This window comes from Streptomyces sp. enrichment culture (assembly GCF_964273255.1).
Taxonomy (GTDB): domain Bacteria; phylum Actinomycetota; class Actinomycetes; order Streptomycetales; family Streptomycetaceae; genus Streptomyces.
In genome coordinates, this window is the sequence record NZ_OZ186835.1 from 1,021,495 (window position 1) to 1,047,685 (window position 26,191).

The following is a 26,191-nucleotide window of genomic DNA, read 5'->3' on the forward strand; positions in this document are numbered from 1 at the left end:
GGGCGGGGGAGCCCCCGGCCACGCGCACCGAGCTGCGCCCATGCAGTACGTTCGGGGCATGTCCCAGCCCGCCAAGTCCGTACGTCCACCCGCCACGACCGAGGCGCCGGAGAGCACAGCAGGGTCCCGTGCCGCAGCCCAGCGGCTGAAAATGCGCCGGGAACTGGCGGCCGCCGCGATGGAGCTGTTCGCGTCCAAGGGGTACGAGGCGACCACCGTCGACGAGATCGCCGCCGCGGCCGGGGTCGCGCGCCGCACCTTCTTCCGGCACTTCCGGTCCAAGGAGGAGGCGATCTTCCCGGACCACGACGACACCCTGGTCCGCGCCGAGGCGGTGCTCAACGCCGCGCCGGCCCACGAGCATCCGCTCGACACGGTGTGCCGCGGCATCAAAGAGGTCATGAAGATGTACGCGGCGCACCCGGAGATCTCGGTCGCCCGCTACCAGCTCACGCGTGAGGTGCCCACCCTGCGCGAGGCGGAGATCGCGTCGGTGGCCCGCTACGAACGTCTCTTCACCCGCTACCTGCTCGGTCACTTCGACGAGCACGCGCACCACGACGCGGGCAACGACGACCCGCTGCTGGCGGAGGTCGCCGCGTCCGCCGTGGTGACCGCCCACAACCACGTGCTGCGGCGCTGGCTGCGGGCCGGCGGCCGGGGGGACGTCGAGGCCCAGCTCGACCACGCCTTCGCCATCGTCCGCAAGACCTTCGGCAGCGGCATCATGGCGGGCCGCGGCCGCACCGCTCCGCAGCCGCGTCCGGCGGCGCCGGCGGTTGATCAGGGCGAGGTGCTGGTGACGGTCACCCGGACCGACGCCCCGCTGGACGAGGTCATGCGGACCATCGAGCAGGCACTCAAGGAGCGTTGACCGCGAGCCCGCCCGGGCACGCCGGAACCACCGGGCGCCCCTCACGACGGACGGCGCGGGGGCGCGCGGGCGCCGGTGCGGCCGGGAGAACCCCGAGAGCCGCTGAGAGGCAGCGAGAGGCAGCGAGAGACACCGAGAGCCGCTGAGAAGAGGCCGGGACGGCGCCGGACCAGACGCTGGGAACCTCGCGGCACAGCCCACAGCGAGCAGACGACGCGGCGGAGCGCCTGTGATGACGGCCACCCCACGGGGTGGCCGTTTTGGCATGTCAGGGGCCCTTTTCTGGCGCCTCGCGGACCCCGTTCGATCGATCATCGCTCATGTGTCACGTAAAGATTTCATCTGAGAGCAAGTTCTGGCACGCAGTGCCTTGCCGGATGACACGGCGTGCCATACGTTGAAGGAAGTCCGGGCGGCCGGCGCGCAGAGACCGATCGCGCGCCGGCTGTCCCAGCAAGCCGGATCCCCCGGCCTGCCCGCCCGGACGCCTGCGTCACAGGCACCTCCCGCGCCACCAGCGCTGCCGAAGCACCACCGCCGAACCGACGGCACACCCTCGAAACCCCCAGCAGCACACCGACGTAACCCTCAGCGCCCCTCCCTCAGGGCGCTCACCGCCGGAGGCAACACCGTGACCGTCAAGGACATCCTGGCCGCGATCCAGTCGCCCGACTCCACGTCGGAGGACTTCGCCGCCCTGCCGCTGCCCGAGTCGTACCGCGCGATCACCGTGCACAAGGACGAGACGGAGATGTTCGCCGGCCTCGAGACCCGCGACAAGGACCCGCGCAAGTCGCTCCACCTCGACGACGTGCCGCTGCCCGAACTCGGCCCCGGCGAGGCCCTGGTGGCCGTCATGGCCTCCTCGGTCAACTACAACTCCGTGTGGACCTCGATCTTCGAGCCGCTGCCCACCTTCGGCTTCCTGGAGCGCTACGGCCGGCTCAGCGAGCTCACCAGGCGCCACGACCTGCCGTACCACATCATCGGTTCCGACCTCGCCGGCGTCGTGCTGCGCACGGGCCCCGGCGTCAACGCTTGGCGCCCCGGTGACGAGGTCGTCGCCCACTGCCTGTCCGTCGAGCTGGAGTCGTCCGACGGGCACAACGACACCATGCTCGACCCCGAGCAGCGCATCTGGGGCTTCGAGACCAACTTCGGCGGCCTCGCCGAGATCGCGCTGGTGAAGTCCAACCAGCTGATGCCCAAGCCGGACCACCTCACCTGGGAGGAGGCCGCCGCCCCCGGCCTGGTCAACTCCACCGCCTACCGGCAGCTGGTGTCCCGCAACGGCGCCGGCATGAAGCAGGGCGACAACGTCCTCATCTGGGGCGCCAGCGGCGGACTCGGCTCCTACGCCACGCAGTTCGCGCTGGCCGGCGGCGCCACCCCGATCTGTGTCGTCTCCAGCGACCAGAAGGCGGACATCTGCCGGAAGATGGGCGCCGAGGCGATCATCGACCGCAACGCCGAGGGCTACAGGTTCTGGAAGGACGAGAACACCCAGGACCCCAAGGAGTGGAAGCGCTTCGGCAAGCGCATCCGCGAGCTCACCGGCGGCGAGGACATCGACATCGTCTTCGAGCACCCCGGCCGCGAGACCTTCGGCGCCTCCGTCTTCGTCACCCGCAAGGGCGGCACCATCACCACCTGCGCCTCCACCTCGGGCTACATGCACGAGTACGACAACCGCTACCTGTGGATGTCGCTGAAGCGCATCATCGGCTCGCACTTCGCCAACTACCGCGAGGCGTGGGAGGCCAACCGCCTCATCGCCAAGGGCAAGATCCACCCCACCCTGTCGAAGACCTACTCCCTGGAGGACACCGGGCAGGCCGCCTACGACGTCCACCGCAACCTGCACCAGGGCAAGGTCGGCGTGCTGTGCATGGCGCCCGAGGAGGGCCTGGGCGTGCGCGACCACGCCAAGCGCGCCCAGCACATCGACGCCATCAACCGCTTCCGGAACATCTGAGGTCGGACATGACAGAGCGTCAGGCGCCGCAGGCGCCCAGGGAACGGGACCGGCCGTGGCTCATGCGGACGTACGCCGGCCACTCCACCGCCGAGGCGTCCAACGAGCTGTACCGGCGCAACCTCGCCAAGGGGCAGACGGGTCTGTCGGTCGCCTTCGACCTGCCGACCCAGACCGGCTACGACCCCGACCACGTCCTCGCCCGCGGCGAGGTCGGCCGGGTCGGGGTGCCGGTCTCCCACCTCGGTGACATGCGCCGGCTGTTCCAGGACATCCCCCTGGAGCAGATGAACACCTCGATGACGATCAACGCCACCGCCATGTGGCTGCTGGCGCTCTACCAGGTCGTCGCCGAGGAGCAGGGCGCGGACATCACCAAGCTCCAGGGCACGACGCAGAACGACATCGTCAAGGAGTACCTGTCCCGCGGCACCCACGTGTTCCCGCCCGGGCCGAGCCTGCGCCTGACGACGGACATGATCGCGTACACGGTCTCCCACATCCCGAAGTGGAACCCGATCAACATCTGCAGCTACCACCTGCAGGAGGCCGGGGCCACGCCGGTGCAGGAGATCGCGTACGCGATGTCCACCGCCGTCGCCGTGCTCGACGCGGTGCGCGACAGCGGCCAGGTGCCGCAGGAACGCATGGGCGACGTGGTCGGCCGCATCTCCTTCTTCGTCAACGCGGGTGTCCGCTTCGTCGAGGAGATGTGCAAGATGCGCGCCTTCGGCCGCATCTGGGACCAGATCACCCGCGAGCGGTACGGCATCGAGAACCCCAAGCACCGCCGCTTCCGCTACGGCGTGCAGGTCAACTCCCTCGGGCTGACCGAGGCGCAGCCGGAGAACAACGTCCAGCGGATCGTGCTGGAGATGCTGGCCGTCACCCTCTCCAAGGACGCCCGCGCCCGCGCCGTGCAGCTGCCCGCCTGGAACGAGGCGCTGGGCCTGCCCCGCCCCTGGGACCAGCAGTGGTCGCTGCGCATCCAGCAGGTCCTCGCCTACGAGAGCGACCTGCTGGAGTACGACGACCTCTTCGAGGGCTCGAAGGTGGTCGAGGCGAAGGTCGCGCAGCTGGTCGAGGACTCCCTCGCCGAGATGGAACGCATCGAGGAGATGGGCGGCGCGATGGCCGCCGTCGAGTCCGGCTACCTCAAGTCGCAGCTCGTCGCCTCGCACGCCGCGCGCCGCGCCCGGATCGAGTCCGGCGAGGAGAAGATCGTCGGTGTGAACGCCTTCGAGGGCACCGAGCCCAACCCGCTGACCGCCGATCTGGACACCGCGATCCAGACGGTCGACCCCGCGGTCGAGGCCCGGGTCGTCGCCGCCCTCCAGGAGTGGCGGGACACCCGCTACCAGCCGCCGTTCAACCACCCGCGCCCCTGCAAGGCGCTGGAGCGGCTGAAGGAGGCCGCGAAGGGCACGGACAACCTGATGGAGGCCACCCTGGAGTGCGCCCGGGCCGGCGTGACCACCGGCGAGTGGGCGGGGGCTCTGCGCGAGGTGTTCGGCGAGTTCCGCGCGCCGACCGGCGTGTCGTCCGCGCCGCTCGCGGTGACTGCCGAGGAGGGCACCGCGCTCGGCCGGGTGCGCCGCAAGGTGGAGCTGACGGCCCAGGACCTCGGCGTCGGCAAGCTGCGCTTCCTGGTCGGCAAGCCGGGCCTGGACGGTCACTCCAACGGCGCCGAGCAGATCGCCGTGCGGGCTCGCGACGCCGGGTTCGAGGTGGTCTACCAGGGCATCCGGCTCACCCCGGAGCAGATCGTGGACGCCGCCCTCGCGGAGGACGTGCACGCCGTCGGCCTGTCCATCCTCTCCGGCTCGCACGCCCAGCTGGTGCCGGACGTGCTGGAGCGCCTCCATGTGGCCGGTGCCACAGATATACCGGTGATCGCCGGTGGCATCATCCCCACCGGAGACGCCGAGGCGCTGCGGGCCGCGGGAGTGGCCGCGGTCTTCACCCCGAAGGACTTCGACATCACCGGGATCATCGGCCGCATCGTCGACGAGATCCGCACAGCGAACAAGCTCGACCCCCTGGAGGTCCCCGCATGACCAGCCCCGCTCCCCAGGTCAACCGTCTGCGCCCCCGGCGCTCCTGTCTGGCGGTGCCGGGTTCCAACCCGCGCTTCCTGGAGAAGGCCCAGGGCCTCCCCGCCGACCAGGTCTTCCTCGACCTGGAGGACGCGTGCGCGCCGCTGGCCAAGCCCGAGGCGCGGCACACCATCGTGAAGTTCCTCAACGAGGGCGACTGGACCGGCAAGACGCGCGTGGTCCGGGTCAACGACTGGACCACCGAGTGGACCTACCGCGACGTGGTGACCGTGGTCGAGGGCGCCGGCCCGAACCTCGACTGCATCATGCTGCCGAAGGTGCAGGACGCGCAGCAGGTCGTCGCGCTGGACCTGCTGCTGACGCAGATCGAGAAGACGATGGGCTTCGAGGTCGGCCGGATCGGCATCGAGGCGCAGATCGAGAACGCGCAGGGCCTGAACAACGTCAACGAGATCGCGCAGGCCTCCCCGCGCGTCGAGACCATCATCTTCGGCCCGGCCGACTTCATGGCGTCCATCAACATGAAGTCGCTGGTCGTGGGCGAGCAGCCGCCCGGCTACCCGGCGGACGCCTACCACTACATCCTGATGAAGATCCTGATGGCCGCCCGCGCCAACAACCTCCAGGCGATCGACGGCCCCTACCTGCAGATCCGCAACGTCGACGGCTTCCGCGCGGTCGCCGACCGGGCCGCCGCCCTCGGCTTCGACGGCAAGTGGGTGCTGCACCCGGGTCAGGTGGACGCGGCCAACGAGGTGTTCTCCCCCTCGCAGGAGGACTTCGACCACGCCGAGCTGATCCTGGACGCGTACGACTACTACACCTCCGAGGCGGGCGGCAAGAAGGGCTCCGCGATGCTCGGCGACGAGATGATCGACGAGGCCAGCCGCAAGATGGCCCTGGTCATCTCCGGCAAGGGGCGCGCCGCCGGCATGCAGCGCACCAGCACGTTCGAGATCCCGGAGGGCTGAGCGCCATGCAGTTCGGACGCACCTACGAGGAGTTCGAGGTCGGGGCGACGTACAAGCACTGGCCCGGCAAGACGGTCACCGAGTACGACGACCACCTCTTCTGCCTCCTCACGATGAACCACCACCCCCTCCACATGGACACCAACTATGCGGAGAAGACGACGGACTTCGGCAAGAACGTCGTCGTCGGGAACTACATCTACTCGCTGCTGCTCGGCATGTCGGTGCCGGACATCTCCGGCAAGGCCATCGCCAACCTGGAGATCGAGTCGCTGCGGCACGTGGCGCCGACCTTCCACGGGGACACGGTCTACGGCCAGACGACCGTGCTCGACAAGTGGCCGTCGAAGTCGAAGAACGACCGCGGGATCGTGTACGTGGAGACCAAGGGCTACAAACAGGACGGCACGCTGGTCTGCGTGTTCCGCCGCAAGGTGATGGTGCCGACCGAGACGTACATCAAGGAGCGCGGCGGCGAGCAGCCGGGCCGCCCCGAGCTGAAGGAACAGGGGAAGTAAGCGATGGCCCGTCTCGCCCAGACCGCCGGTCTGACCGACGTCCAGCAGGAGATCCTCTCCACCGTCCGCGACTTCGTGGACAAGGAGATCATCCCGGTCGCCACCGAGCTGGAGCACCGTGACGAGTATCCGCAGCAGATCGTCGACGGGCTCAGGGAATTGGGTCTGTTCGGTCTGATGATCCCCGAGGAGTACGGGGGTCTGGGCGAGTCGCTCCTCACCTACGCGCTGTGCGTGGAGGAGATCGCCCGCGGCTGGATGTCGGTGTCCGGCATCATCAACACCCACTTCATCGTGGCGTACATGCTCAAGCAGCACGGCACGCAGGAGCAGAAGGACCACTTCCTGCCCCGGATGGCGGCCGGCGACATCCGCGGCGCGTTCTCCATGTCGGAGCCGGGCCTCGGCTCGGACGTGTCGGCGATCACCTCCAAGGCGGTGAAGGACGGCGAGGAGTACGTCCTGAACGGCCAGAAGATGTGGCTGACGAACGGCGGAACCTCGTCGCTGGTGGCCGTTCTGGTCCGCAGTGACGAAGGACACTCCCCTGCGGAAACAGCCACGGCGCCGCACAGGTCGATGACCACCTTCCTGGTCGAGAAGGAGCCGGGCTTCGGTGAGGTGCGTCCCGGCCTCACCATCCCGGGCAAGATCGACAAGATGGGCTACAAGGGCGTCGACACGACCGAGCTCATCATGGACGGCCTGCGGGTTCCCGCCGATCGGGTGCTCGGCGGGGTCACCGGCCGAGGTTTTTACCAAATGATGGACGGGGTCGAGGTCGGCCGCGTGAACGTCGCCGCGCGTGGCTGCGGCGTCGCTCAGCGTGCGTTCGAACTGGGCGTCCAGTACGCCCAGCAGCGTCACACGTTCGGCAAGCCGATCGCCCAGCACCAGGCCATCCAGTTCAAGCTGGCGGAGATGGCTACCAAGGTGGAGGCGGCGCATGCGATGATGGTGAACGCAGCACGCAAAAAGGACTCCGGGGAACGAAACGACCTTGAAGCAGGGATGGCGAAGTACCTCGCCTCCGAGTACTGCAAGGAGGTCGTGGAGGACGCCTTCCGGATCCACGGCGGCTACGGCTTCTCCAAGGAGTACGAGATCGAGCGCCTCTACCGTGAGGCGCCGATGCTGCTGATCGGTGAGGGGACGGCCGAGATCCAGAAAATGATCATCGGCCGGCGACTGCTCGAAGAGTATCGATTCCAGGGCTGACTTGTCCGGATACGGGGTGTTTTCTTGGAAAACAGGATCACACCCCGTCAGCACTCCTCGGCTGTCGACTCGGTTGCCTGGCTTACCCAGTTGCCGCCCGGAGCCGCTACGATCGCCGGAAAGCCGCCGTCCCCCGTCAGTGCGCGGCACGATCCGCTACGAAGGTCATCCATGCCCCACAGCCAAACCTCTGCACCCCGCGACAGCCGCACCGGCGTACGCCTCGCGCGCGGAGCCTCGCCGTGGCTTCTGCCGACCGTGGCCACGGCGGCCGTCAGCCTGCTGCGTGCCCGCCGCTCGGGTGCCGCGAAGGCCGTAGCCGTCCCCGCCACCGCCCTGGCGGCGGGGATGCTGTGGTTCTTCCGCGACCCCGAGCGCGAGATCACCCGGGGCCGGGTCATCTCGCCCGCCGACGGAGTGGTGCAGAGCATCATGCCGTGGAAGGACGGCCGCACGCGTGTCGCGATCTTCATGAGCCCGCTCAACGTCCACGTCAACCGCGCGCCGCTGGATGGCACCGTAACGTCGGTCGAGCACGTCCCCGGTGGTTTCGTTCCCGCCTTCAACAAGGAGAGCGAGAACAACGAGCGCGTCGTCTGGCACTTCGACACCGAGCTCGGTGACATCGAGATGATCCAGATCGCCGGCGCCGTCGCCCGCCGCATCGTCCCCTACGTGCCGCAGGGCACCAAGGTCGAGCAGGGCGACCGGATCGGTCTCATCCGCTTCGGCTCGCGTGTCGACCTCTACCTGCCCGAGGGCGTGGAGGTCGCGGTCGAGGTCGGTCAGAAGACCGTGGCAGGGGTGACTCGCATTGACCGTGATTGATCCCGACACACAGGCCGGGTGGGTGCCCGAGGCCGACCAGGACGAGGACGAGGAGGAGATGCCGCTCTCGCTCCGCCTGTCGATAGCGGACACCCTCACCCTGGGCAACGCCACCTGTGGCTTCATGGCGGTGTACTTCACCACCACCGGCATCCTGATCCCGCACCTCACGGGCAGCCAGGAGACCGGCATGGCCCGCCACAGCGCGGCCACGGCCGTCATCCTGATGCTGTGCGCGGCGGTCTTCGACCTCTTCGACGGCCTGGTCGCGCGCAAGCTGCGCTCCTCGCCGATGGGCGCGGAGCTGGACAACCTCTCCGACCTGATCAGCTTCGGCCTGGCGCCGGCGTACTTCGTCCTCGTCTACGGCATGGTCGCCGACGACGCGCACCAGAGAGTGGCGGCGGTCGGGGCGATCGTGGTGCTGCTGGCGGTGGTGCTGCGGCTCGCGAGGTTCTCCTGCGTCACCGTCAAGGACGGCACCTTCCAGGGCATGCCCTCGCCGTTCGGCGCGCTGACCGTCGTCTCGATCGTGCTCCTCGAGCTGCCGTTCGTGGCGACGCTGCTGGCGATCCTGGGCACCGCCTGGCTGATGGTGAGCCGGGTCGAGTACCCGAAGCCGCGCGGGCGCCTCGCCGTGGCCATGCTGTCGTGGATCGTCCTGTCCATGGGCCTGCTCGCGGCATGGGCGTTCGACGCGCCCAGCGGCCAGCTGCTGCTCCAGACGGGGTGCGCGCTGCAGTTGGTGATGGGCGCGGTCATCCCGCTGTTCGCCACGGCACGCCGGGTGAACAACTTCCGCGACAACCGGCGGGAGGCGCGGGCGGCGCAGATGCCGTAGCGCTGCGCTCGGCCGGAGCGGCCGGCTCGGCTTGGCCGGTGTGGCTGTGGGCCCCCGGACCCTTTGGGTTCGGGGGCCCTTTGCTGTGCCCGAGCGCGGTGGGGCGGTTCTCCGACGGTTCCGGGCGGCTCGGGCCGGGGGCCGGTTGCCGGCTGCCGGCTGCCGGTTGGCCCGGAGGGCCGGGGCCCGAAGGCAGGGGGGCGTGGCCCTTGTGCCCGAACACGGCGGGGCGGTTCCTCGACGGTCGTGGGCGGGCTCGGGTCGGGGGCCGAGCGGCCGGTCGAGTCGAGGGGGTGGGTGGGCGAAGCCCGGAGGCCGGAGCCCGGAGCCCGGAGGAGCCCAGGGGCCGTGGCCGCCGCGGCGCAGGCGCAGCACCGGGCCGGTCCGGCCTTGGCCCTCCGCCGCCCCTTGTTGGGTTCCGCGCCCTTTGCTGTGCCGGAGCCCGCCGGAACGGCTGTGCACCGTCCTGGCGAGCTCGGGCAAGGAGACGCCGGCTGCCGGCCCAGTCGAGTGGCGGGTGGGCGAGGGCTCCACCGGCTCGGGCGCCGGCGGCCCGCAGGCCCGGCCCCCGCGGCTCAGGTACAGCACCGGGGTCATTCCGGCCCCGGCCCGGCCCCGCCCCGCCCCGCCCCGCCCCGGGACTCAGGTCAGGAAATCGCGGGCGATGCGCGCCGCCGTGCGTTCCAGGATGGGGCCCGCCTCGGCGATGCACCGGGTGACGTCCGGTTCGAGGTCCGTGAGGGCGTACGCCCTGCGGATGCCGGCCCGTCCGAGTTCCTCCGGGGGCAGGGCCAGCCGGCCGCACACCGCCACGACCTCCCGGTCCGCGGCGCGGGCCGCGGCGGCGACACCGGCCGGGGCCTTGCCGTGCAGGGTCTGCTGGTCCAGCGACCCCTCCCCCGTGATCACCAGGTCGGCCCGCTCCAGAGCCGGCGCGAAGCCGAGCACGTCCAGCATGACCTCGATGCCGGGCCGGAACCGGGCACCGACGAGCATCGCGCCGAAACCGATGCCGCCCGCCGCGCCCGCGCCCGGGGAGGCGGCGTACTCGGTGGCGCGGGAGCCGACGGCGCCCTCCAGGACCTTCGCGAAGTGGCCGAGGGCCGTGTCCAGCCGTTCCACGTCCTCCGGTGAGGCGCCCTTCTGCGGCCCGTAGACGGCGGGGGCGCCCTTCGGGCCGGTCAGCGGATTGTCGACATCGCTGGCGAGGACCAGCTCGACGTCGCCCAGCCGCGGGTCGAGACCGGCCAGGTCGGCCGACGCCAGCTCGGCCAGTCCGCCCCCGCCGGGCGCCACCGGCTCGCCGTCGGCCTTCAGGAAACGGGCGCCGAGCGCCGCCAGCATCCCCGCCCCGCCGTCGGTGGTGGCGCTGCCGCCCACCCCGAACACGATGGTGCGCGCGCCCGCGTCCAGCGCGGCCCGCAGCAGCTCGCCGGAGCCGTACGTGGACGCGGTGAGCGGCGCGAAGGTGTCCTGCGGGAGCCGCTGGAGTCCGCTGGCCTCGGCCATCTCCACGACGGCGGTGTCGCCGCGCAGCGCGAACGCGGCCGTCACCGGGTCGCCGAGCGGGCCCTGGACCCGTACCTCCCGCCGGTCGAACCCGGCCGCGACCGCCGCCGCCACGGTGCCGTCGCCGCCGTCGGCCACCGGAAGGGCCTCGACCTCCAGGCCCGGCGCGATGCTGCGCAGCCCGGCCGTCACGCGGTCGGCGACCTCCACGGCCGTCAGCGAGCCCTTGAACTTGTCCGCGGCGACGAGCACCCGCTGGATCGACCGTGCCGATCGAGTGCCGCCCACTGCAGTGTCCGCCACTTGCCATCCCCTCGCTGTCCGGGTCCCGCACATCCGTCCGGGACCAGTCGCGCCGCTGCGACCTTAACCGCCCGGCGCGTCCGCCGTCATGCGGCGACCAGCCGGTGGAACGGGGTGACCCGCGTGGTGACCAGGGCGGCCGGGCCCGGATTCGGGTAGACCGGACCCATGACCGCTGTGGGCACGGATGTGGGCACGGACCCGGCGCTGGCCGATCGCGTCCTCGGGGGCTGGCTGGGCCGGATCGCGGGCAACATGCTCGGCAAGCCGGTCGAGCAGGGCGAGGTGTGGACGCGGGACCGCATCGACCGGTACCTGCGGGCGGCCGACGCGCTGCCGCTGACCGACTACCTGCCCGAGCCGCCCGGCGAGAACGAGGCCGCCCTGCTGCGGCCGGAGTGGCGGGCCTGCGTGCGCGGCCGGGTGCACGGCAGCTGCCGCGACGACGACGTCGACTACTCGATCCTCGGCCTGCACCTGCTGGAGACGCACGGCTTCGCCTTCACCACGGAGCAGGTCGGCGACCTGTGGCTGCTGCGGCTGCCGTACCTCCAGACGTTCACCGCGGAGCGGGCGGCGTACCGGAACCTGGCGAACGGGTTGAAGCCCCCGCTGACGGCCACGTACGACAACCCGTACCAGGAGTGGATCGGCGCCCTCATCCGCGCCGACATCCACGGCTGGACCTCCCCCGGCGCCCCGCGCCGCGCCGCCGCGCTGGCCCGCCGGGACGCGGTGCTCTCGCACACCGGCAACGGGGTGTACGGCGCGATGTGGGCGGCGGCGCTGATCGCGGCGGCGTTCACGGCGGACACGGTGCGCGAGGCGGTGGAGGCGTCGCTGACCGTCATCCCGGCGAGCAGCCGCCTGGCCCGCACCGTGCGCCGCGCGGCCTCCCTGCACGGGACGGGACTGGCCTGGGAGGACACCCTCGCCACGCTCGAACGCGAGACGGCCGGTCTCGGCTGGATCCACACGGTGCCGAACGCCGCCGTCCTCACCGCCGGGCTGCTCTACGGCGACGGCGACTTCACCCGCACCCTCGCCCTCACCGTCCGCGGCGGCCTGGACACCGACTCCAACGGCGCGACGGCGGGCTCGGTGGCCGGCGTCCTGTGCGGCGCGGCGGCCGTGCCCGAGCAGTGGCGTGCGCCGCTGGCCGACACGGTCCGCAGCGCGGTCTTCGGCTGCGACGGCGTCAGCATCACCGAACTGGCGGAGCGCACGGTGCGGTTGGCCCGCGAGGCGCGGGAAGCGGACGGCTGATCCGCTGAACGGGGAGGATGCCCATCCGCGTGCCCCACCCGCGTGCCCCTCCCCCGTGCGCCCCGCGTGTGCGCCGCCCCGTGCCGGCCGGGGACCCGCGCGTGCTGCCGTGCGCCGGGACGGGGGCCTCCGGTGGTGCGGAATGCGGACGGGCCGTTTGGTTACCCTTCCCGGCATGACCACCACGCAGGACGTCCAGGACTTCGCCTCCTACATCGCCTCCCTCCCCCGTGTCCTCGCCGGAGCCGGTGCGCTCTTCCGGGACGGGGCGGGGCGGGTGCTGCTCGTGGAGCCGAACTACCGGGAGGGCTGGGCGCTGCCCGGCGGCACGATCGAGTCCGACGACGGGGAGACGCCCCGGGAGGGCGCGCGGCGCGAGACGGCCGAGGAGATCGGGCTGGACCGGGAGCTGGGGCGGCTGCTGGCGGTGGACTGGGTGCGGGGTGCGGGGCGGCCGCCGCTGGTGGCGTACCTGTACGACGGCGGGGTGCTCGGCGAGGAGGAGCTGGGGGCGATCCGGCTGCAGGAGGAGGAGCTGCTGTCCTGGCGGCTGGTGCCCCGCGCGGAGCTGGCCTCCCACCTGCCGGGCGCGCTGGGCCGCCGGGTGCTGGCCGCGCTGGACGTCCTGGACGAGGGCTCGGGCACCGCGGAGCTGGAGGACGGCCACCGGGTGCACTGAGCGGGAGGCCGGGCCGGGCCTGCGGATATGCGGTCGCCGGACGGGGGCCCGGCCGCCTACCCTCGGCCGCATGAGCAAGCCCCTTGTCGCGCTCCTCACCGGTGCCGGGATCAGCACCGACTCCGGAATCCCGGACTACCGCGGGCCGAACGGTGTCTGGCGTCGCGACCCCGAGGCCGAGAAGCTGGTGACCTACGAGTACTACATGGGTGACCCGGACATCCGGCGCCGGTCCTGGCAGCTGCGACGGAAGAACGACGCGCTGACCGCCGAGCCGAACGCCGCGCACCGTGCCGTGGCCGAGCTGGAACGGTCCGGGGCGGCGGCGGTGCGGGTGATCACGCAGAACGTCGACGGTCTGCACCAGCTCGCCGGGATGCCCGCCCGCAAGGTGCTGGAGCTGCACGGCACCGTCCGCGAGGTGGTGTGCACCGACTGCTCCGCGCGGGGGCCGATGGCGGACGCGCTGGCGCGGGTGGAGGCCGGGGAGCCGGATCCGCCGTGCCGGGAATGCGGCGGCATCCTGAAGTCCGCGACGGTGATGTTCGGCGAGCGGCTCGATCCCGCCGTGCTGGCGGATGCCCTCGCGATCGCCAAGGGCTGCTCGGTGTTCCTCGCCGTCGGCACCAGCCTCCAGGTCCAGCCCGCCGCCGGTCTCGCCGGCGTCGCGGCCGACCACGGGGCCCGGCTGATCATCGTCAACGCGGAACCGACCCCGTACGACGAGATCGCCGACGAGGTGGTCCGCGAACCCATCGGCACGGCGCTGCCGGCACTGCTGCACCGGATCGGCGCCGAGGGCGGGACCGGCTGACACCGGCGGCACCGGCCCCGCCGGTCAGAACAGGCCCGCGCCCCGTTCGAAGTCCAGCAGGCGCTGCTTGCGCTCCAGGCCGCCGCCGTAGCCGGTGAGGCCGCCGGAGGCGCCGATGACGCGGTGGCAGGGGATGACGATGCCGATGGGGTTGCGGCCGTTGGCGAGGCCGACGGCGCGGGACGCCTTGGGGCTGCCGAGGGCCTCGGCGAGCCGGCCGTAGGAACGGGTCTCGCCGTAGGGGATGCGCCTCAGCTCGTCCCAGACGCGGCGCTGGAACGGGGTGCCGTGCGGGCGCAGCGGGAGGGTGAACTCCTTCAGCTCGCCCGCGAAGTACGCCGACAGCTGCTCGCGCGCCTCGGCGAAGGGCGTGTCGTCGCGGTCGCCGAAGGTCTCCTCGGGCGGGCGGTGGCGCTGCCCGGTCATGTAGAGGCCGCACAGGACGCCGTCGTCGTCGGCGACGAGGGTCAGCGGGCCGTAGGGGCTGTCGATCACGGTGTGCTGCTTCATGGGCTTCGATTCTCCAGTGCTCATGCCGGGCTCGTAGGGGCTTCTCAGGCTTCTCGTGCCGGGAGGACGTTGATCGGGTGGCTGTCCGTCGCCCACAGGTACTGCACCGCGTAGGCCCGCCAGGGCCGCCAGGCCGCCGCGCGGGCGGTGAGGGCGGCGGGTGTGGAGGGCAGGCCCAGGCCGCGGGCGGCACGGCGGATGCCGAGGTCGGTGGGCAGGAAGGCGTCGGGGTCGCCGAGGGCGCGCATGGCGATGACGTCGGCGGTCCACGGGCCGAAGCCGGGCAGGGCGAGGAGCCGCGCGCGGGTCTCGGGCCAGTCGCTGTCCACGCCCAGGGGGAGGTCGCCGTCCGCGAGGGCGCGGACCAGGGTGGTGAGGGTGGTGCGGCGGGCGCGTGGCAGGGCCAGGGCGTCGGGGTCGAGCGCGGCCAGGGCGCCCGGTGTCGGGAAGAGGTGGGTGAGGCCGCCCTCGGGGTCGTGGACCGGTTCGCCGTGGGCGCTGACCAGGCGGGCGGCGTGGGTGCGGGCGGCGGCCGTGGAGACCTGCTGGCCGAGGACCGCGCGGATCGCGAACTCCGCCGCGTCGACCGTGCGCGGCACGCGCCGGCCGGGGGCCTGGTCGACGAGGGGCGCGAGGACGGGGTCCGTGCGCAGGTGGCCGTCGACGGCGACGGGGTCGGCGTCCAGGTCGAGCAGGCGGCGGCAGCGGCTGATGGCGACGGGCAGGTCGCGCAGGTCGCTGAGGGTGAGGCGGCACGCGATGTGGTCGGCGCGCGGGGCGAGGGCGACGATGCCGTGCCCGTAGGGCAGGCGCAGGGTGCGGCGGTAGGCGCCGTTGGGGGCACCTCCCACGCCCTCAAGGCTGTGGGGGATCCATTCCTCCACGCCCGGTACGGCGGTCGCGGCGAGGTGGCCGAAGAGGTTGTCGGGGTGGAGCGGGGTCCGGAACGGCAGCCGCAGGGACAGCGCGCCGGCGGTGTGGCGGGCGTCCTGGCGGGGCGCCCGGGCGCGCAGGCCGCTCGGGGAGAGCGCGAAGACCTCGCGCACCGTGTCGTTGAAGGTCCGCACGGACGAGAACCCTGCGGCGAAGGCGATCTCCGCCATGGGCAGCGTCGTGGTCTCGATGAGCAGGCGGGCGGTCTGGGCGCGCTGGGCGCGGGCGAGGGCCAGGGGGCCCGCGCCGAGCTCGGCGAGCAGCTGGCGTTCGACCTGCCGGGTGCTGTAGCCGAGCCGGGCGGCGAGCCCGGGCACGCCCTCGCGGTCCACCACCCCGTCGGTGATCAGCCGCATGGCGCGGGCGACCGCGTCGGCCCGGTGGTTCCATTCCGGGGAGCCGGGGCTGGTGTCGGGCCGGCAGCGCTTGCAGGCGCGGAAGCCGGCCTGCTGGCAGGCCGCCGCGCTGGGGTGGAAGACCATGTTCTCGGCCTTCGGCGGCACCACCGGGCAGCTGGGCCGGCAGTAGATGCCGGTGGTCAGGACGGCGGTGTAGAACCAGCCGTCGAACCGCGCGTCCTTGGACCGCACGGCGCGCACGCAGCGCTCGGTGTCGGTGTGCATGCCCTTCCGCATGCCTCAAGGATCCGGCATGGGGCGGCCCGGTTCCGGCGGAAATCCGACATGGACGTCGGCGGTCCTGCGCCGGGGCGGATCGCCTGCCGGACCGTCCCGGCGAATCCACTCGTCCGCGTCCGGCCGCCCGCATCCACGCGCCGGCGTCCCCGGACCCGCGTCACCGCCCGGGCCGCTCCGCCCGCGCCCATGGGCGCGGGCGGGTGGCCCGGACGCCGTCAGCCGATGCGTGCGCAGAGGTCGTCGGTGGTCCCGTGGAGGAGGTGGACGTCCTTGTGGCCGGTGGCGCTGATGTCCATCGTGTAGACCCCGTCGACGACGTACAGCCCGCGCGGCAGGCTGCCCTCGCCCACGCCGACCAGGACCGGACCGTGCACGGCCCAGAACTGGGAGCCGTCGGGCCGGTACTCGACCAGGGCGGAGCCGCTCACGTCGGCGTCGTGGTGGGCGCCGGTGTCGGTGTTGGTGACCCGTACGACCAGGTCGCCCTGGTACGCGACCCGCTTCGGGGAGCCGTCGGGGTGGGTGCTCAGCACCCGCTGCACCACCTCGTCGACCACCGGCTCGCCGTGGACGGGGAAGTCGCAGCGCGCGCCGGCGGCGACGTCCCAGGGGGCGGAGGGGGCCGGTTCCCAGCCGGTGTCCGTCCCGGCGTTCGCCGGGGTCGCGCCGAGGAGTACGGCGGTCAGCGCCAGCGGGGCGAGGGCGGCTCGTCGCATGGGGTTCTCCCTGGTGTCGGGGCTCGGAGGGGGTGGCACGTCGCAGTCTTCCCCCGGGCCCTGACCAAGAGCTGACCATCCTGCCCGGCGCACCGCGCTGCTAGGCTCCGGGCCCACCATGGAGTTCCAGCTGCTCGGCCCGTTCGCCGCCCGCCACGACGGACAGCCGGTGGCACTGGGAAACCGCCGGCAGGAACGGTGCCTGCTGGGGGTGCTGTTGCTGCACGCGGGGCGCGTCGTGACGACCGAACGCCTCATCGCGCTGCTGTGGGACGCCGCACCGCCCGCGTCGGCCCGGGCGACCGTCCACACCTACGTGGGCAGGCTGCGTGCCGCGCTGGATCCGTACGGGGTGCAGGTCGGCACCCGGCATGACGGGTACGTCGTGGAGCCGGGGCCCTACTCGACCGACGTGCGGGAGTTCACCGCGCTCGCCGGGAAGGCGGCCGCGGCCACCGATCCGGTGGAGCGGATCCGCGACTACGACGCGGCCCTGGCACTGTGGCGGGGCCCGCTGCTCGCCGATGTCGCGGACGACCGGCTGCGCGGCGGCCTCGGGGTGCGCCTCACCGAGCTGCGGTTGTCCGCCGTGGAGCACCGGGCGCAGGACCGGCTCGACATGGGGATGCACGACCGGGTGGTCGTGGACCTGCTCCCGGTGGTCGCGGAGCACCCCACCCGCGAGTCCCTGGTCGCCGCCGGCATGACCGCCCTGTACCGCGCGGGACGCCAGGCCGAGGCGCTCCAGCTGTACGACCGCACCCGCCGCCTGCTGGCGGCGGAACTCGGCGTCGCACCCCACCCCGGGCTGCGCACCCTGCACGAGCGCGTGCTGCGCGCCGACCCCCGGCTGGACCGGCCGCCGGGGCCCGTCCACGCGGTGCGGGTCGACGGCCGGTGGCTGCCGTGGAGCACGGGCGGGCACCCGGCGCTGGAGTTCTGCAACACCTACGCCGGCTGGGGCGGGGATCCACGGCCCGGATCGGAATGGCTGCGGGACCACGCCACGCTCGCCGTGTGGGCCGGGCACCTGAACCTGATCGACGCCCGGCAGGTGGCCGTGCTGCGCGAGCAGGCGGACCGGCGGCCGGAGGAGGCCGCCGCCGCGCTCGACGAGGCCCGGCGCTTCCGCGGCGAACTGCGCGCCTGCCTGAGGGACCCGCGGGACGGCCGCGCCTTCCGTGCGGTCGCCGAGGAGGTGCAGCGGGCCGCCCGGTCGTCCGTGTTCGTCCGGCGCGAGGACGGTCTGGGGCGCTGGCAGCCGTCCCCGTCGTCGGGACTGCACCTGCCCCTGCGCGCCGTCGCCCTGCGCGCGGGCGATCTGCTCGCCGATCCCCGCCGGTTCACCGTCCGCACCTGTCCGAGCCCGGACTGCGGCTGGCTGTTCCTCGACGAGGACGGACGGCGGAGGTGGTGCAGCCTGGGGACCTGCGGGGCCGGGCGGGACGCGGAGGCGTGCTGACGCCGAGGCGTCGTGGGGAACCGTCCCTGTCCGGTGCCCGTGCCGAGCCTAGGCGTCCCCTTCCCGTTCCTCCCTCCCGTCGACGTCTGGGACCTCCGTCCCGTCGGCATCTCGTTCCTCCGTCCCGTCCAGCTCCGTGAACAGGGTCAACTGGAGGGCGCCCGGGGCCTCCAGGCGGGAGTTGAGGGAGTTCCAGGGGGTGCGGGCCGGCTCGGCGATCACCTCGGCGCCGGCGGCGGCCAGTCGGGCCGTGACGGCGGTGGAGTCGTCCACCTCGAAGGCGACCCGCACGTGTCCGGCCACCCGGCGGCCCACCTCGACCTCGTCGATGAAGGCGGCGTGGTTCGGGTCGGTCAGCTCCAGCGTGGCCCGGCCGGCCTCGAGGATGGTGACGCGGCCGTCGGCGGAGCTGAACGCGGCGCGCTCGGTGAGACCGAGGACGTCCCGGTAGAAGCGCAGTGCCTCGTCGTAGTCGGGTGCGGTGACCACCAGGCGGAGTTCGCGGACCGCGGGCGCGTCGGACATGTCGGCTCCTCGGAGATCGTCGGTACCAGACATGAACCCGGGGCCCGGGTGGATCATTCCGGGGGCGGGCGGGGCTCAGCCCGCCCGGGCCGCGAACGCCTCGTACGCGCGCTCGTCGAAGAGGGCGAAGGTGATCTCCTCCACCTCGGTGCTCGTGGCCCGTACGGTGTCCACCGCGATGCGGGCGGCGTCGTCGAGCGGCCAGCCGTAGACGCCGGTGGAGATGGCGGGGAACGCCACCGTGCGGGCGCCGAGTTCGTCGGCGACGCGGAGCGCCTCCCGGTGGCAGGACGCCAGCAGGTGCGAGCGGTCCTCGTCCGCGCTGAACACCGGGCCGACGGTGTGGATCACCCAACGGGCGTCCAGGCGGCCCGCGGTGGTGGCGACCGCGCGGCCGGTGGGCAGGCCCTTGCCGAGGCGGGAGGCGCGCAGGGCGCGGCATTCGGCGAGGATCTCCGGGCCGCCCCGGCGGTGGATCGCGCCGTCCACTCCCCCGCCGCCGAGCAGTGAGGAGTTCGCCGCGTTGACGATGGCGTCGACCCGCAGGCGGGTGATGTCGCCCTGGACGAGGGTGAGGGTGGCGCTCATGTCCGGCGGAGCCTCCTCCATACCGCCTTCGCCGCGTTGTGGCCCGACATGCCGTGCACGCCCGGGCCGGGCGGGGTGGCCGACGAGCACAGGTACACGGCGGGGTGCCGGGTGGCGTACGGGAACAGCGTGGGCTTCGGGCGCAGCAGCAGCCGGAGCCCGGAGGCGGCGCCGGTGCCGATGTCGCCGCCGACGTAGTTGGCGTTGCGGGCGGCCAGTTCGGGGGGCCCGGCGGTGGCGCGGGCGAGGACGAGGTCGCGGAACCCCGGGGCGTAGCGCTCCAGTTGGCGTTCGATGGCGTCGGTGAGGTCGCCGGTCCAGCCGTGCGGGACGTGGCCGTAGGCCCAGAAGACGTGCTTGCCCTCGGGAGCGCGGGTGGGGTCGGCGACGCTGGGCTGGACGGTGATCAGGAACGGCGCGTCGGGGGCGCGGTCCTGGCGGGCGGCGGAGCGCAGGGCGGTGGCGATCTCGGTGCTGTCGGCGCCGATCTGCACGGTTCCGGCGGCCCGGGCCTCGGGGGCGGTCCACGGGACGGGGCCGTCCAGCGCGTAGTCGATCTTGAAGACGCCGGGGCCGTAGCGGTAGCCCGCGTAGGCGGTGCCGAGGCCGGCGATGCGGGCCAGTGCGGTGGGCGAGGTGTCGAAGACGTAGGCGCGGGCCGGGGGCAGGTCGTCGAGGCGTTTGACCTCGTAGTCGGTGTGGATCAGGCCGCCGAGGTCCTTGAGGTGGGCGGCGAGGGCGTCGGAGAGGGACTGGGAGCCGCCGCGGGCGACCGGCCAGCCGCGGGCGTGCGCGGCGAGGGCGAACACGAGGCCGACGGCGCTGGTGGCGAAGCCGCCCAGCGGGGCCATCACGTGGGCGACGAGGCCGGCGAGCAGGGTGCGGGCCGGCTCGTCGCGGAAACGGCGCATCAGCCAGCTGTACGGGGGGAGGCCGGCCAGGCCGAAGCGGGCGAGGGTGACGGGGTCGCGGGGCAGCGCGGTCGCCGGCAGGGACATGAAGTCGCGGACGAGGGTGTCCCACCGGGGCAGGAAGGGCGACACCAGACGGCGGTAGGTGCCGGCGTCGCGGGGGCCGAAGGAGGCCGCGGTCTCGGCGACCGACCGGGACAGCACGGCCGCCGTGCCGTCCGGGAAGGGGTGGGCCATGGGCAGGTCGGCGTGCAGCCACTCGAGCCCGTACCGCTGCAGCGGGAGGGCCCGGAAGGCGGGCGAGTTGATGCCGAGGGGGTGCGCGGCGGAACAGGGGTCGTGGCGGAAGCCGGGCAGGGTCAGTTCCTCGGTGCGGGCGCCGCCGCCCACCGTCTCCTTCGCCTCGAACAGGGCGACGGAGAAGCCGCGCCGGGCCAGCTCCACGGCGGCGGTCAGGCCGTTCGGTCCCGCACCCACGACGACCGCATCGAGCATCGACGGCACCTTCGGACTCCTTCGTCAGCCGACGGCCAGGGGGATCAGCATAGGCGGGGCCGCGCCGCCCCACCTGCCGCGGGCGGCGGGCAGTTGGGGCGGGGGCGGGGCGTGGGTGCCGGTCAGGCGCCGGCCGACAGCAGGTCCACGACCCGGCGGGCGGTGGCCTCGTCGCGGGCCGTGGTGAAGGGCAGGACGTTGTCCCCGGTGATACGGAAGGGGACGCCGGCGCGGGTCAGGTGGGCGCCGCCCGCCTCCTCGACCAGGAGCAGGCCCGCGGCGTGGTCCCAGGCTGCCTCCCAGCAGAAGGCGGTGGCGTCGCAGGCGCCGCGCGCGATGTCCAGGTACTCCAGTCCGGCCGAACCGCAGGAGCGGGGCGCGACGCCCTCGGTGTTCAGGCCGAGCAGGGCGCGCTTCTGCTCGTCGGTGGTGAAGTCCGGGTGGGAGGTGGCCACCCGCAGGTCGCGGCCGGGCTCCGGGGAGCCGGCGTCGAGGCGCTCACCGTCCAGGAAGGCGCCCTGGCCGCGGACGGCGGTGGCGATCTGGTCACGGGCGGGGGCGTAGGTCCAGGAGGCGTGCACGACGCCGCGGTGGGCGAGGGCGACCAGGGTGCAGAACCCGGTGTCGCCGTGCACGAACTGCCGGGTGCCGTCGACGGGGTCGACGATCCAGACGGGTGCGTCCTCGCGCAGCGCGCCGTAGATGCCGGGGTTGTCGTGCACCGCCTCCTCGCCGACGACGGCGGAGCCGGGCAGCAGGGCGCGCAGGGCGTCCGTCAGGTACAGCTCGGCCTGGCGGTCGGCGTCGGTGACGAGGTCGTGCGGGCCGCTCTTGCGGTCCACCTCGTGTTCGGTGAGTCGGCGCCAGCGCGGCATGATTTCCTGCGCGGCGGCCTTCCGGACGGATTCCTCCACGTCGTCGGCGTGCCGGGCGAGAAACTCCTCGATGGTTTCGTTGTCCTCGATCATTCCTCCATGAGACCATGCCCGCTTGACAAACCCCAGCGGCCCGGTGTGCTAGCGGCGACGGCCCGGGGAAAAATGGGCTGTCGGACCGCGGGGGTATGGGCTCAGCGGCCCACCGCGTAGCCCTGCATGCCGCGCGGGTTCGCGGCGGCGGAGAGCACGCCGGTGGCCGGGTCGCGGGCGACCGCGCACAGCCGGCCCTCCGACCAGGCGTCCGAGACGGTGACGTGGTGGCCGCGGCGCCGCAGTTCGCGGACGACCGCCGGGTCGGTGCGGGATTCGACGGTGACGCTGCCGGGGCGCATGCCGCGCGGGTGGAACGAGCCGGGGAAGCTGTCGTTGTGCCAGTTCGGGGCGTCGATCGCGCCCTGCAGGTCGAGCCCGCCGCGCACCGGCGGGCGCAGCGCGACGCCGAGGAAGAAGTGCAGCTGCCACTGGTCCTGCTGGTCCCCGCCCGGCGTGCCGAAGGCGAGGACGGGCCGCCCGTCGCGCAGGGCGATGCTGGGGCTGAGGGTGGTGCGGGGGCGGCGGCCGGGGGTGAGGGTGTTCGGCAGGCCGTCCTCCAGCCAGGTCATCTGCAGCCGGGTGCCGAGGGGGAAGCCGAGTTCGGGGACGACCGGGTTCGACTGGAGCCAGCCGCCGCTGGGGGTGGCCGCGATCATGTTGCCCCAGCGGTCGACGATGTCCAGGTGGCAGGTGTCGCCGCGGGTGGCGCCGTCCCCGCCGACCTCGGGTTCGCCGGGCACGGGCGACGTCGGGTGCTTGGCGACGGTGGGTTCGCCGGCGCCGGGCGCGGTGCCGCCGGGGCCGACGGCGGCATCCCGGGCGTGGGCGGCGAGCCGCGGGGTGCGTCCGCCGGGGCTGCCGGGGCGCAGTGCGTGCGAGGCGCGGTGACCGACGAGGGTCCGGCGTTCGGCGTTGTACGCGTCGGAGAGCAGGTCGCCGAGCGGCACCTCGGCGGCGTCGCCGTACCAGGCCTCCCGGTCGGCCATGGCCAGCTTGCAGCCCTCGATCAGCAGGTGGGTGTACTCGGCGGAGCCGTGGGGCGGCAGGGCGGACGGGAGCAGGGCGAGCTGCTGCAGCAGGACCGGCCCCTGGCTCCAAGGTCCGGCCTTGCAGACGGTCCAGCCGTCGTGGTCGTACGTGACCGGGTCCTCGTAGGTCGCCGACCAGGAGGCGAGGTCGTCTCCGGTGAGGGTGGAGCGGTGGCGTTCGCCGCTGGTGTCCAGGGTGGGCCGGGCGGCCTGCCGGACCAGGGCGTCGGCGATGAAGCCGGTGCGCCAGACCGCGCGGGCCGCCTCGATCTGCGCCTCGCGGTCCCCGGCGCCGCCGACTTCGATGAGCAGGCGGCGCCAGGTGGCGGCGAGGGCCGGGTTGCGCAGCGGGGTGCCGGGGCGCGGGGAGCGGCCGCCGGGCAGGTAGACCTCGGCCGAGGACGTCCACTCGGTCTCGAACAGGTGGCGCACGGTCTCGACGGTGGCGCCGACGTTCTCCACCGGGGGGTGCCCGTGCTCGGCGTAGCCGATGGCGTACTTCAGGACGTCGGCGAGCGGCTTGGTGCCGTGGTCGCGCAGCAGCAGCATCCAGGCGTCGAAGGCGCCGGGCACGGCCGCGGCGAGCGGTCCGGTGCCGGGGACGAGGTCCAGGCCGAGGCCGCGGTAGTGGGCGGCACTCGCCCCGGCCGGGGCGACGCCCTGCCCGCACAGCACCCGCACCGGGCCGCCGGCCGGGGCGAGGAGGATGGGCACCTCTCCGGCGGGACCGTTGAGGTGGGGCTCGACGACGTGCAGCACGAAGGCCCCCGCCACGGCCGCGTCGTAGGCGTTCCCGCCGTCCTCCAGGACCGCCATCGCCGACTGCGAGGCGAGCCAGTGGGTGCTCGACACCATGCCGAAGGTGCCCTGAAGGGTGGGGCGGGTCGTGAACATGCCGGCAGGGTACCGATCACCCGCCGGGGGCGGGCACCCGCCCGCGGGCCGGCCGGGACCGGGCGGCGCGGGAGCCGGGCGGCGCGGGAGCCGGGCGGCGCGGGAGCCGGGCGGCGCGGGAGCCGGGCGGCGCGCAGGCCGGACGACGCGACCCGCGGAGTGTGCGAACTGAAGTGCGCACTCTCCCCGTTGGGGCATAGGTTGTGCTGGATCACCCGTGCCTCGGCTGAGAGATGGACCGTACCCATGAGCGACCCCGCTACCCCGCCCGGACCTTCGCAGCAGAACATCGACACGTCGGTGCCGCACTCGGCCCGCATCTGGAACTACTGGCTGGGCGGCAAGGACAACTACCCGGTGGACGAGCAGGCCGGTGACGCCTACACCGCCGTGTTCCCCGGCATCGTCACCATCGCCCGCAGCAGCCGCGCGTTCCTGCGCCGCAACATCACGTACCTGGTCGAGGAGGCGGGCATCCGGCAGTTCCTCGACGTCGGCACGGGTCTGCCGACGGCCGACAACACGCACGAGGTCGCGCAGCGCCTGGCCCCGGAGGCCCGCATCGTCTACGTCGACAACGACCCGATGGTGCTGGCGCACGCCCGCGCGCTGCTGTACTCGACGCCCGAGGGGGCGACCGCCTACGTCGACTCGGACGTGCGCGACCCGGAGCGGGTGCTGGAGGCGGCGGCGAGGACGCTGGACTTCAGCCGTCCCACGGCGCTGATCCTGAGCAACATCCTGGGGCACATCCCGGACTACGACCAGGCGCGTGCGATCGTCACCCGGCTCATGGCCGGGCTGCCGTCGGGCAGTTACCTGTCGATCAACGACGGATCGCGGGGCATCGACCCGGAGTTCGAGCAGGCGCAGGACGCGTACAACAACAGCGGGGCCGCCCCGTACATCCTGCGGACCGTGGACGAGATCACGGCGTTCTTCGACGGTCTGGAGCTGGTCGAGCCCGGTGTGGTCCCGGTGACCGAGTGGCGCCCGGACCCGGACGGCCCCGCCCCGGAGCTGATCGGCGAGCACGGGGGCCTGGCCCGCAAGCCGTGAGGCCCTGACGGGCACGACGAAGCCCCGGCCCGCCGGGCCCCGCGGGGAGGCGGACCGGGGCTTCGTCGTGCCCGGTGGCGGGTGACGGCCGGGGGCTCGCGACGGCAGCCTGCCGGGGCGGGCGACGCACGGACCGGCGGACCGGCCGACCGGGGCAACGCCGGAACTACGTCGGCGGGGGCGTCCGTGTGTGCACCTCGTGCTCCCGCCGGCCGGTGGTGCGGGGGCGGTCTCCGCCCGCGGGGAAGGGGTCGGGAAGGCCGGCGGTCGTGCCGACGGCCGTGACCCGCGTCGTCCTCCGTCCAGCCCCGTGACCGGGACGCGCGAGGGAGAGCCCCCAGGCCGTCGCGGTCAGTGCCGCGCCTGCGGCGGCGACGGACGGAAGGCCGTGGCCATGGGAGAGCAGCAGGCCGCCGAGCCAGCTCCCCAGCGCGATGCCGACGCAGAAGGCCGAGTTGTTGACGGTCAGGGCCATCGTGGGGGACGAGGGCCCCGCCGCGGCCACGATGCGCGTGTTGAGTGCCGGGATGCCGGCGAAGTAGGCCGCTCCCAGCAGGCAGAACAGCGCGGCGACGACCCACCCGTTGCCGGGCGGCAGCGCCAGCAGGAGGAGCCCCGCGGTGGCCGTGCCCAGGGTCACGGGCACCGCCGCGTGGGGGAAGCGGTCCGCCGCCCGGCCGCCGAGCGAGTTGCCGACGACGCCGCCCGCCCCGTAGAGCAGCAACAGCACGGTGACGGCGCGCGGGTCGAGACCCACCGCTTGTGTGAGGTAGGGCGAGGCGTAGGTGTAGAGGGCGAACACCCCTCCCGTGCCCAGCGTGATCACCAGCGCGACGAGGAGGACGGGGCCCGGCAGGGCCGGTGCGCGCCGTCGGTCCGCGCCGGGCGCCTCCGGCCGGCGCGGCACCGTCAGCGGCACGGCCTCGGGCACGGTGCACCGGGTGAGCAGCACGGTGGCGGCCAGGCTCAGCCCGGCGAGCGACCAGAACGTGGCGCGCCATCCGAAGGCCTCCCCCACCAGGGTTCCGACGGGAACACCGGCCACGCTCGACAGGCCGATGCCCAGGGTGACCTTGGCCCCCCAGGCCGCCCTGTGCTCCGGGGGCGCCATGTCGCGCGCCGTGGCCACGAAGACCGCGATGAGGGTGGAGTGGACGACGGCGCTCACCACTCTGCCCGACATCAGCCAGCCGAACCCGGGGGCCAGCGCCGCCTGCACGTTGCCCACGACGAACACGAGCATCAGGGCGGGCATGAGCACGGCACGGCGGAGGCCTGCCGTGGCCGCCGTGACCAGCGGGCCGGCGAGAACGACCGCGAGCGCGTATGCGCTGATCAGCAGGCCGACCGCGGGGAGGGAGACGCCGACCTCCCGCGCGATGGACGGGAGGATGCCGGCGATGACGCTCTCGGCGGTGCCGATGCAGAAGGTGCAGGCCATCATCGCGAAGACGGGCAGGGGCATGGGGATCTCCTTCGTCGTCGCCCCGGTGGCCCCGCCCGGCGAGGGGCTGTCCCGGTGGCCCGCGGGCACGGTACGGCGCCTGTCGTGGGGCGCCGAACCCGTGCCCGCGGGCGTCGGGGCCCCGTCGGGGGCGACGCCGCGAC

At 73.3% G+C, this 26,191-nt stretch carries 23 protein-coding genes; 13 read left to right on the plus strand and 10 right to left on the minus strand.

Annotated elements, in window-relative coordinates:
- Positions 1–58 precede the first annotated feature (58 nt).
- From ACSU53_RS04460 to pssA, 8 genes are all read left to right on the plus strand, one after another.
- Positions 59–874, plus strand: a complete 816-nt coding sequence (locus ACSU53_RS04460; RefSeq protein ID WP_437024858.1) for a TetR family transcriptional regulator — start codon at positions 59–61, stop codon at positions 872–874.
- A gap of 631 nt (positions 875–1,505) precedes the next feature.
- Positions 1,506–2,849, plus strand: a complete 1,344-nt coding sequence (ccrA, locus tag ACSU53_RS04465) for a crotonyl-CoA carboxylase/reductase (RefSeq protein WP_360594219.1) — start codon at positions 1,506–1,508, stop codon at positions 2,847–2,849.
- A gap of 8 nt (positions 2,850–2,857) precedes the next feature.
- The gene (locus tag ACSU53_RS04470) at positions 2,858–4,906 is read left to right on the plus strand and encodes a protein meaA (RefSeq protein ID WP_437024859.1); all 2,049 of its coding nucleotides are present in this window, start codon (positions 2,858–2,860) and stop codon (positions 4,904–4,906) included.
- On the plus strand, positions 4,903–5,877 hold the full coding sequence (locus ACSU53_RS04475; RefSeq protein WP_437024860.1) for an HpcH/HpaI aldolase/citrate lyase family protein: 975 nt from the start codon (positions 4,903–4,905) through the stop codon (positions 5,875–5,877). Before ACSU53_RS04470 ends, ACSU53_RS04475 begins: the two co-directional genes overlap by 4 nt.
- A gap of 5 nt (positions 5,878–5,882) precedes the next feature.
- Positions 5,883–6,395, plus strand: a complete 513-nt coding sequence (locus ACSU53_RS04480; RefSeq protein ID WP_365791088.1) for a MaoC family dehydratase — start codon at positions 5,883–5,885, stop codon at positions 6,393–6,395.
- Between the two features lie 3 nt (positions 6,396–6,398).
- Positions 6,399–7,613: an acyl-CoA dehydrogenase family protein gene (locus ACSU53_RS04485; protein ID WP_437024861.1), complete on the plus strand. Its 1,215-nt coding sequence runs from the start codon at positions 6,399–6,401 to the stop codon at positions 7,611–7,613.
- A gap of 171 nt (positions 7,614–7,784) precedes the next feature.
- On the plus strand, positions 7,785–8,441 hold the full coding sequence (locus tag ACSU53_RS04490; protein ID WP_362094693.1) for a phosphatidylserine decarboxylase: 657 nt from the start codon (positions 7,785–7,787) through the stop codon (positions 8,439–8,441).
- 22 nt (positions 8,442–8,463) lie between these two features.
- Positions 8,464–9,282 (plus strand): CDP-diacylglycerol--serine O-phosphatidyltransferase, encoded by an 819-nt coding sequence (gene pssA, locus ACSU53_RS04495; RefSeq protein ID WP_164337458.1) that lies wholly within the window; start codon positions 8,464–8,466, stop codon positions 9,280–9,282.
- 642 nt (positions 9,283–9,924) lie between these two features.
- Here pssA and ACSU53_RS04500 read toward each other — a convergent pair.
- Complete coding sequence (locus tag ACSU53_RS04500) at positions 9,925–11,094, minus strand: glycerate kinase (RefSeq protein ID WP_437024862.1); 1,170 nt, start codon at positions 11,092–11,094, stop codon at positions 9,925–9,927.
- Between the two features lie 168 nt (positions 11,095–11,262).
- On the opposite strand from ACSU53_RS04500, the gene ACSU53_RS04505 reads away from it, so the two are divergent.
- From ACSU53_RS04505 to ACSU53_RS04515, 3 genes are all read left to right on the plus strand, one after another.
- Positions 11,263–12,360, plus strand: a complete 1,098-nt coding sequence (locus ACSU53_RS04505; RefSeq protein ID WP_437024863.1) for an ADP-ribosylglycohydrolase family protein — start codon at positions 11,263–11,265, stop codon at positions 12,358–12,360.
- A gap of 175 nt (positions 12,361–12,535) precedes the next feature.
- Entirely contained in the window at positions 12,536–13,039 is a 504-nt protein-coding gene (locus ACSU53_RS04510; RefSeq protein ID WP_437024864.1) for an NUDIX domain-containing protein, read from the plus strand.
- Positions 13,040–13,109: 70 nt separating this feature from the next.
- Positions 13,110–13,853, plus strand: a complete 744-nt coding sequence (locus tag ACSU53_RS04515; RefSeq protein WP_437024865.1) for an SIR2 family NAD-dependent protein deacylase — start codon at positions 13,110–13,112, stop codon at positions 13,851–13,853.
- A gap of 24 nt (positions 13,854–13,877) precedes the next feature.
- Here the strand turns inward: ACSU53_RS04515 and ACSU53_RS04520 are convergent, their stop codons facing one another.
- The 3 genes from ACSU53_RS04520 to ACSU53_RS04530 all read right to left on the minus strand — a co-directional run bounded on the left by ACSU53_RS04520 (position 13,878) and on the right by ACSU53_RS04530 (position 16,650).
- Positions 13,878–14,363 (minus strand): methylated-DNA--[protein]-cysteine S-methyltransferase, encoded by a 486-nt coding sequence (locus ACSU53_RS04520; protein WP_437033026.1) that lies wholly within the window; start codon positions 14,361–14,363, stop codon positions 13,878–13,880.
- A 44-nt stretch (positions 14,364–14,407) separates the two neighbouring features.
- Positions 14,408–15,931 (minus strand): AlkA N-terminal domain-containing protein, encoded by a 1,524-nt coding sequence (locus tag ACSU53_RS04525; protein ID WP_437024866.1) that lies wholly within the window; start codon positions 15,929–15,931, stop codon positions 14,408–14,410.
- Positions 15,932–16,149: 218 nt separating this feature from the next.
- Positions 16,150–16,650, minus strand: a complete 501-nt coding sequence (locus ACSU53_RS04530; protein ID WP_437024867.1) for a hypothetical protein — start codon at positions 16,648–16,650, stop codon at positions 16,150–16,152.
- A gap of 118 nt (positions 16,651–16,768) precedes the next feature.
- On the opposite strand from ACSU53_RS04530, the gene ACSU53_RS04535 reads away from it, so the two are divergent.
- Positions 16,769–18,112, plus strand: a complete 1,344-nt coding sequence (locus ACSU53_RS04535; protein ID WP_437024868.1) for a BTAD domain-containing putative transcriptional regulator — start codon at positions 16,769–16,771, stop codon at positions 18,110–18,112.
- 48 nt (positions 18,113–18,160) lie between these two features.
- Here ACSU53_RS04535 and ACSU53_RS04540 read toward each other — a convergent pair whose 3' ends face one another.
- The 5 genes from ACSU53_RS04540 to ACSU53_RS04560 all read right to left on the minus strand — a co-directional run bounded on the left by ACSU53_RS04540 (position 18,161) and on the right by ACSU53_RS04560 (position 23,524).
- Positions 18,161–18,637, minus strand: a complete 477-nt coding sequence (locus ACSU53_RS04540) for a VOC family protein (protein ID WP_437024869.1) — start codon at positions 18,635–18,637, stop codon at positions 18,161–18,163.
- A gap of 75 nt (positions 18,638–18,712) precedes the next feature.
- Positions 18,713–19,225 (minus strand): O-acetyl-ADP-ribose deacetylase, encoded by a 513-nt coding sequence (locus ACSU53_RS04545; RefSeq protein WP_437024870.1) that lies wholly within the window; start codon positions 19,223–19,225, stop codon positions 18,713–18,715.
- Positions 19,222–20,631 carry a phytoene desaturase family protein gene (locus ACSU53_RS04550; protein ID WP_437024871.1) on the minus strand — a complete coding sequence of 470 codons (1,410 nt, stop codon included), beginning with the start codon at positions 20,629–20,631 and terminating at the stop codon, positions 19,222–19,224. The genes ACSU53_RS04545 and ACSU53_RS04550 overlap by 4 nt, the downstream gene beginning before the upstream one ends.
- Positions 20,632–20,753: 122 nt before the next feature.
- The gene (locus ACSU53_RS04555) at positions 20,754–21,599 is read right to left on the minus strand and encodes an inositol monophosphatase family protein (RefSeq protein ID WP_437024872.1); all 846 of its coding nucleotides are present in this window, start codon (positions 21,597–21,599) and stop codon (positions 20,754–20,756) included.
- A gap of 101 nt (positions 21,600–21,700) precedes the next feature.
- Positions 21,701–23,524, minus strand: coding sequence for a gamma-glutamyltransferase family protein (locus ACSU53_RS04560; RefSeq protein ID WP_437024873.1), 1,824 nt, complete (start codon positions 23,522–23,524; stop codon positions 21,701–21,703).
- 246 nt (positions 23,525–23,770) lie between these two features.
- Between ACSU53_RS04560 and ACSU53_RS04565 the strand changes: the two genes are divergently transcribed.
- Positions 23,771–24,583, plus strand: a complete 813-nt coding sequence (locus ACSU53_RS04565; RefSeq protein ID WP_437024874.1) for an SAM-dependent methyltransferase — start codon at positions 23,771–23,773, stop codon at positions 24,581–24,583.
- A 166-nt stretch (positions 24,584–24,749) separates the two neighbouring features.
- Here the strand turns inward: ACSU53_RS04565 and ACSU53_RS04570 are convergent, their stop codons facing one another.
- Positions 24,750–26,048 carry an MFS transporter gene (locus ACSU53_RS04570; protein WP_437024875.1) on the minus strand — a complete coding sequence of 433 codons (1,299 nt, stop codon included), beginning with the start codon at positions 26,046–26,048 and terminating at the stop codon, positions 24,750–24,752.
- Positions 26,049–26,191 lie beyond the last annotated feature (143 nt).